The organism is Pseudomonadota bacterium, assembly GCA_022361155.1.
In the GTDB taxonomy this organism is placed as follows: domain Bacteria; phylum Myxococcota_A; class Polyangia; order Polyangiales; family JAKSBK01; genus JAKSBK01.
On sequence record JAKSBK010000190.1, the window covers coordinates 1 to 4,785 of the forward strand.

A 4,785-nucleotide genomic window follows, 5' to 3' on the forward strand; every position below is an offset into this window, starting at 1 on the left:
AACCGCACGACCGAAACAAAAATTCCCTACAATCTCAGGAAATTAGCCCAGCTCCCAAAATGGGGGGATCCGTCAGCTGCGCTACCTCTTGCGCTCCAGCAGCGGGTGAAGCCTGATCTCATGTCGTCGGCGTCCGCCCGTACCGCCGATATCCTCCACGCGTAACCATCCGTACTCCTCCAGGGTGTGCACGGCTGGCTCAACCTCCTTTTTGTTGCGAAGACACGGCCATCCCCTGCGGTACACGTCACGCATGGTGAACGGAGAACGAAGCTCCCCTGCCTGCAGTCGTTTGCGCAATTCCCACGCTGCGTGTAGCCCTTCCCCAAACGCAACGCAGGAGTACACACGGCGTGCGTGAGCCTCCAGAAGATCGCAGAGTGCGGCGGCACGTTGTGCGTGGCGCAGCTCGACGCCATTACCGTGGCCATCGGAGGTGTCAGCGAGGTGTGACAATAGCGCCAGCGCCGGCATCAGCGACCGGTACTTAGTTAGGTGGGCCTCGACGGCTTCATGTTCGTGATTCGTGCGCAAACGCCGTTCCAGTTCTGAACGCCAGCCGTCAAAAAACTCCTGACCTTCGGGTGCAAAATGCGTGAATGCTAAAGCGTTGTTCGATCCTGAGGTGGCCAGGCATTGTGAGTCCAGGCGGCGGTAGATCGCCAGAGCCTGGTTGCGCGCCGCCGTATCGGGGCGTCGGTCGATGTTTCGCCAGACCGGGGTTCGCGATGGATAGACCAGCAGCTGGAAGCGTTGGACTAGGCCATCGGCGCCGCTCCGTCCGAACACGGCATCACGCAGGTGGCGTGCCAAGGGGCCAGGTTGGATGCCACCTAGCATTGACACGCAGGCCGCCTCCACGTGGACGGTCCCGCGTCCGATGCGGTCATAGGTGTATGAACCGTCACCATTCCACGACTCGAGGTAGAAGGCTCGGTCGTTCTCCCGTCCTGCGCGGTCCAGGTTTCCAAGCCAACCGGAGAGCTCGTCGCGGAAATGCAGCAAACCCCGTTGGTTGTCTCGGAGAAGCACGCCGAGCTTTTCAACGGTCGCGTCGTTTACAATGTAGCGACGCTCGACTGGTTCTGCAGTTGCGGTCTCCTGTTGGTACTGCTTCCTGAGTGCCTCCAGCTCGTCCTGCTTGACGTCCTTCCGCAACCGAGCCTGAAGAGCCCTCTTTCTGCTGTCCGCAACAAGGGCCTGGAACTCGTACTGGAGGGCCTCGCGTTTGTAGGTCTCTCTGGCCTGGCGCTCAAGCATACGCAGCGGTGTCAGTGCCTCCGCGAGCGCTGGCGATTTCATAGACGATGGTGGGCCCACTAGCGCGCCCCACAGGTTGGGTACGACGGTCCAGTCGTCGCGCTTCTTCGGGCGAATGCAGCAGCCTCGACCCACGACGGCACCCAACGCGACGATAGCTCCAACCGCAAGGTACTCCGGCGGGCATTGTGTTCGATCGCTTACGTCGGAAAGCCATGGGCGCAACGCGTCGGGAAGAAGCCGATCATCGAAGTCGGGGACGTCGGGAAGGACGTCGGGCAACTCTTCGGGAGGGGGCCAGAGAGGCCCGTCGCTTGTGCGGAGCGCTTCCATCATGCCGCTTATCCAGCAAGGTAGTCGGCGATGACATCTGCCAGGAGTGACAGTTGTTCCCGCTGTGCTTCCGGTGTGATGGCTTCCGGGTCGGCAAGCATGCATCGGATGCGTGAGCTCGCTTCGGTCAGTAGGAACCGAAGCCCATCGTCTCGACGTACTGTTCCCCAATCCGCTGCTCTCCCCTCGAGCCACGCGTGTACCTGCGCAACAGGGTACAGGTTCTTCCTTGTGCCCGCTGGTCGCACGGCAAACGGGAGTAGCCCGCGCGCTCGCCACTGCCTGACGCGCCGCAGGGGCACTTTGGCGACGCGAGCGAGCGCCTCATCGTCATAGTAGTGATTGCCAGTAGGCATACTGGCTATCCTGATGCCCTAGGTGGGCGCATTTCAAGCGGGCAAAAAGCCGATGCTATTATGATCCATTCCTGAAGCAGAGCAGGACCTACTGAGATGTATCCAAGTTTTTTCGGACACGACCAAGGCGGCTGCGCACAGATTCAGCCGTCGTCTTCTGCCTAAGGATACTGTTCAGTTCATTCTCGATCTCACTTGGTGAATAGCCGCATTGATCAAGGACGAGGACCGCGATGTCGATCTGTGGCTCAGACGGCCGCCCGCGCGACCGCTGCACGTGTCCATAAGCGCCTTCCATCGCTGCAAGAACGCGCTTGGCGATCTGTTCGAGATCATCCCGAGCCGCCTTGACTTCTCTCCAGACGTCCTGTCGATGTCGCTCCCAGGAATCGGCGCAAAACGGAAACGGCGGGGGCGGCGGTGCCTGCAGCGCCCCCGCCGCGCCTAAGGCCTTGACGAGACCGGCTCGGGTGTCGCGGGCATGCTTGCGGACCTCTTCGTAGGCATGGTCTAGGTCTTGAGCATCTTTGAGCGCATTCAACGCTCCTTCGATCGCTATGCGCACCGTCCACGAGGGTTGGCCTGGAAATGGTGCATCCAGGGGCAAGCGGGATCGCTTTGTCGGTTTTGTCAGACGGTTCATGGGAAGTTGGCCTTGCAGCAGTATGTGCGCCCGGGGCACTGAACGCTGTGGTATTGTAGCTTATGCGTATGGGGTCAGACGGTGCCGCGATCTCGCCGCCACCGATTCCCCAGGGCGTTTGCCAGTGGCGGAAAAAAACGTCGGCGCGAGGGGCCGGTCTCTGACAAAACCGACAAAAGCCCGTTTTCCGTCTCACTCCAGCGTTGAAAGACTCGTACCGCGTTGCATGACCAACGCGAGAGGGGTAGGCGCAGCGAAGGGGATCGCCCCACCTACAGCCCTTCTCGAAGCTCTGTCGCCGGTATGACCCAGCCTGTCAGTGGCAGCCCTTGCCGGTAGTAGTGCAGGCAAAGGACGGCGCGCACTTGCTCCTCCGAGAGCGGCTCGGTTTCGCGGCGTTGTGTCTGTCGTGGGCGGGTATCGCGGCCACCGTTGCGTACGGGCTTGACGGTGCGGATGGAGAGGCCGGCGATCTCAGCCAGGCGCCTGACGTACGTCGTGCGCCGACGGAAATAGGCGGCCAGGTCAGAGATCGTGGCACCGCCGTTGCGGGGTCGAGGTTTGCGTGGTGCTGGCATGCCCTCTGGAAGCCTAACGCCATTGAGCCCGGCTGGCCGGCTCAGATCCGGTTTCGACCACTGGGGCAGGGCTGTGGTCCCCTCGAGGTTTCTGGGAGGCTATGAGCGCCTTCTTTCCGTAACCACTTGTTGTTATTATGTTCAAATCTGCGACACCCTCTTACTTGCCCACTTTCGGCGGGTAGTTCAGGGGCGCCGAGCGGGCTCACCTCTCAGTTGGCTAGCGTTTGCCCGAGAGCACCTGCCTCACGAGCTGGTGGCTGCTCCGCAGCGTCTCCATGGCGCGATCCAGGCGGCTTCGCTCTGGGAAGATCCGCAGGTCCCCCAGCTCCACTCGGGGTTCCCGGTGCCCCGCAGCGACACGGGTCACCGAGGTGCGTAGGGCGGCTGGACGCTTCGTTTGTAGCGGCTGTTGCCGAAGCTGCAGCTCTGAGCGCGGCACGGTGCAGCCGATCGCCTTTAGGCAAGAGCTGCTTTGCCCACGGCCCTGACAGACCGAGCGGCGGATCAAGCCCCCAGTGTGCCCGCGCTACTCCAAGATGCTCAACGCCAGCGGCGGTCTCGAGCATGCTTACGGTTGACTACCGCCTCGTGCCGACGTCGAGGAAGTTCACAGTACAGCCCTTTGGAGTAGCCGCCGACATACCGGGAAGCACGCCCAGTGAGCTCGAACCGGCGAATCCGCGTTCGCTGAGAACCCAATCGAGCTGGAGGCGCGCAACTGTTTCGCCGGTTGGGCTTGTCAGTTCGCACGTCGTGAGAATAGTGCAACCTTGAGCGAAGGCTGTGCAGGTGCCAGCAAGCTCAACGAAGACGATCTCAACACGGCCGTTTCCCCGATCGAAGATCTGCAAGGTAGTTGGCCCAGACGAACCGCTCGACATTGATTCTGGGCAGTCACCCGCATTGGTGGGATCTCGCTCCGACGTGAGAGTGTAGGTATCGGTTATGGGCGTGCAGTCATCATCGCCACCACAACCAGCAAGGGCAAAGATCATAGAAAGCGCACACCACGTGGTCAGTACTCGCATGTCGGTCCCTCCGCTCCGCCTCTTGCTGAATCGCACGCTGTCGCGAACCGCGTTCCGCGCCTCGCTGGAGCTACCACTACTCCATAATACGATTCTATAAGATCGTATTCGACGCGTCCAGGATTGGTGACGTTGTGAGGCGTGAGACGCGTAGACCCCGAGCGCCTGCAGCGCGCCGTCGGCCGGCGCATCGCCGAGCAGCGGGAGGCACAGGGGTGGACTCAACAGCGCCTTGCAGATGAGGCCAAGCTCAGCCTCCGCTACGTCCAGGACTGCGAGGCGGGTCGCCGGAATCTGTCCCTGCACAGCCTCGCCAAGTTCGCGAACGCTCTTCGGTGCAGTGTGCAAGCCCTGTTTGACAAGCCCGCGACAAGGTCACCGCCGGCCGGGCGCCCAAGGCGGGGCGCGGTGACGCAAAGGGGCCCATCAAGCCACCTCGCTGATGAGGGATGGAATGTCATTATCTGGACACCAAGGAGCGGCGGTGGCGATGGACCAGTTGATGAGGTCGTCGAAACGCCCTGCCTTGAGGTAGCTGCGTAGCAGGATCATGCCTTCGGCGTTTTGCTGCTTCCAGAACTTGG

5 protein-coding genes are annotated in these 4,785 nt (G+C 61.6%); all 5 read right to left on the reverse strand.

Annotated features, from left to right (window positions below):
- Positions 1-81: 81 nt before the first annotated feature.
- The 5 genes from MJD61_07010 to MJD61_07030 all read right to left on the reverse strand — a co-directional run bounded on the left by MJD61_07010 (position 82) and on the right by MJD61_07030 (position 3,540).
- The gene (locus MJD61_07010; protein ID MCG8555025.1) at positions 82-1,596 is read right to left on the reverse strand and encodes a DUF3987 domain-containing protein; all 1,515 of its coding nucleotides are present in this window, start codon (positions 1,594-1,596) and stop codon (positions 82-84) included.
- A gap of 5 nt (positions 1,597-1,601) precedes the next feature.
- Positions 1,602-1,949, reverse strand: coding sequence for a hypothetical protein (locus tag MJD61_07015; protein ID MCG8555026.1), 348 nt, complete (start codon positions 1,947-1,949; stop codon positions 1,602-1,604).
- A gap of 88 nt (positions 1,950-2,037) precedes the next feature.
- Positions 2,038-2,592, reverse strand: coding sequence for a hypothetical protein (locus tag MJD61_07020; protein MCG8555027.1), 555 nt, complete (start codon positions 2,590-2,592; stop codon positions 2,038-2,040).
- Positions 2,593-2,864: 272 nt separating this feature from the next.
- Entirely contained in the window at positions 2,865-3,170 is a 306-nt protein-coding gene (locus tag MJD61_07025) for a hypothetical protein (protein MCG8555028.1), read from the reverse strand.
- A gap of 220 nt (positions 3,171-3,390) precedes the next feature.
- Entirely contained in the window at positions 3,391-3,540 is a 150-nt protein-coding gene (locus MJD61_07030) for a hypothetical protein (GenBank protein ID MCG8555029.1), read from the reverse strand.
- Positions 3,541-4,785: the final 1,245 nt, after the last annotated feature.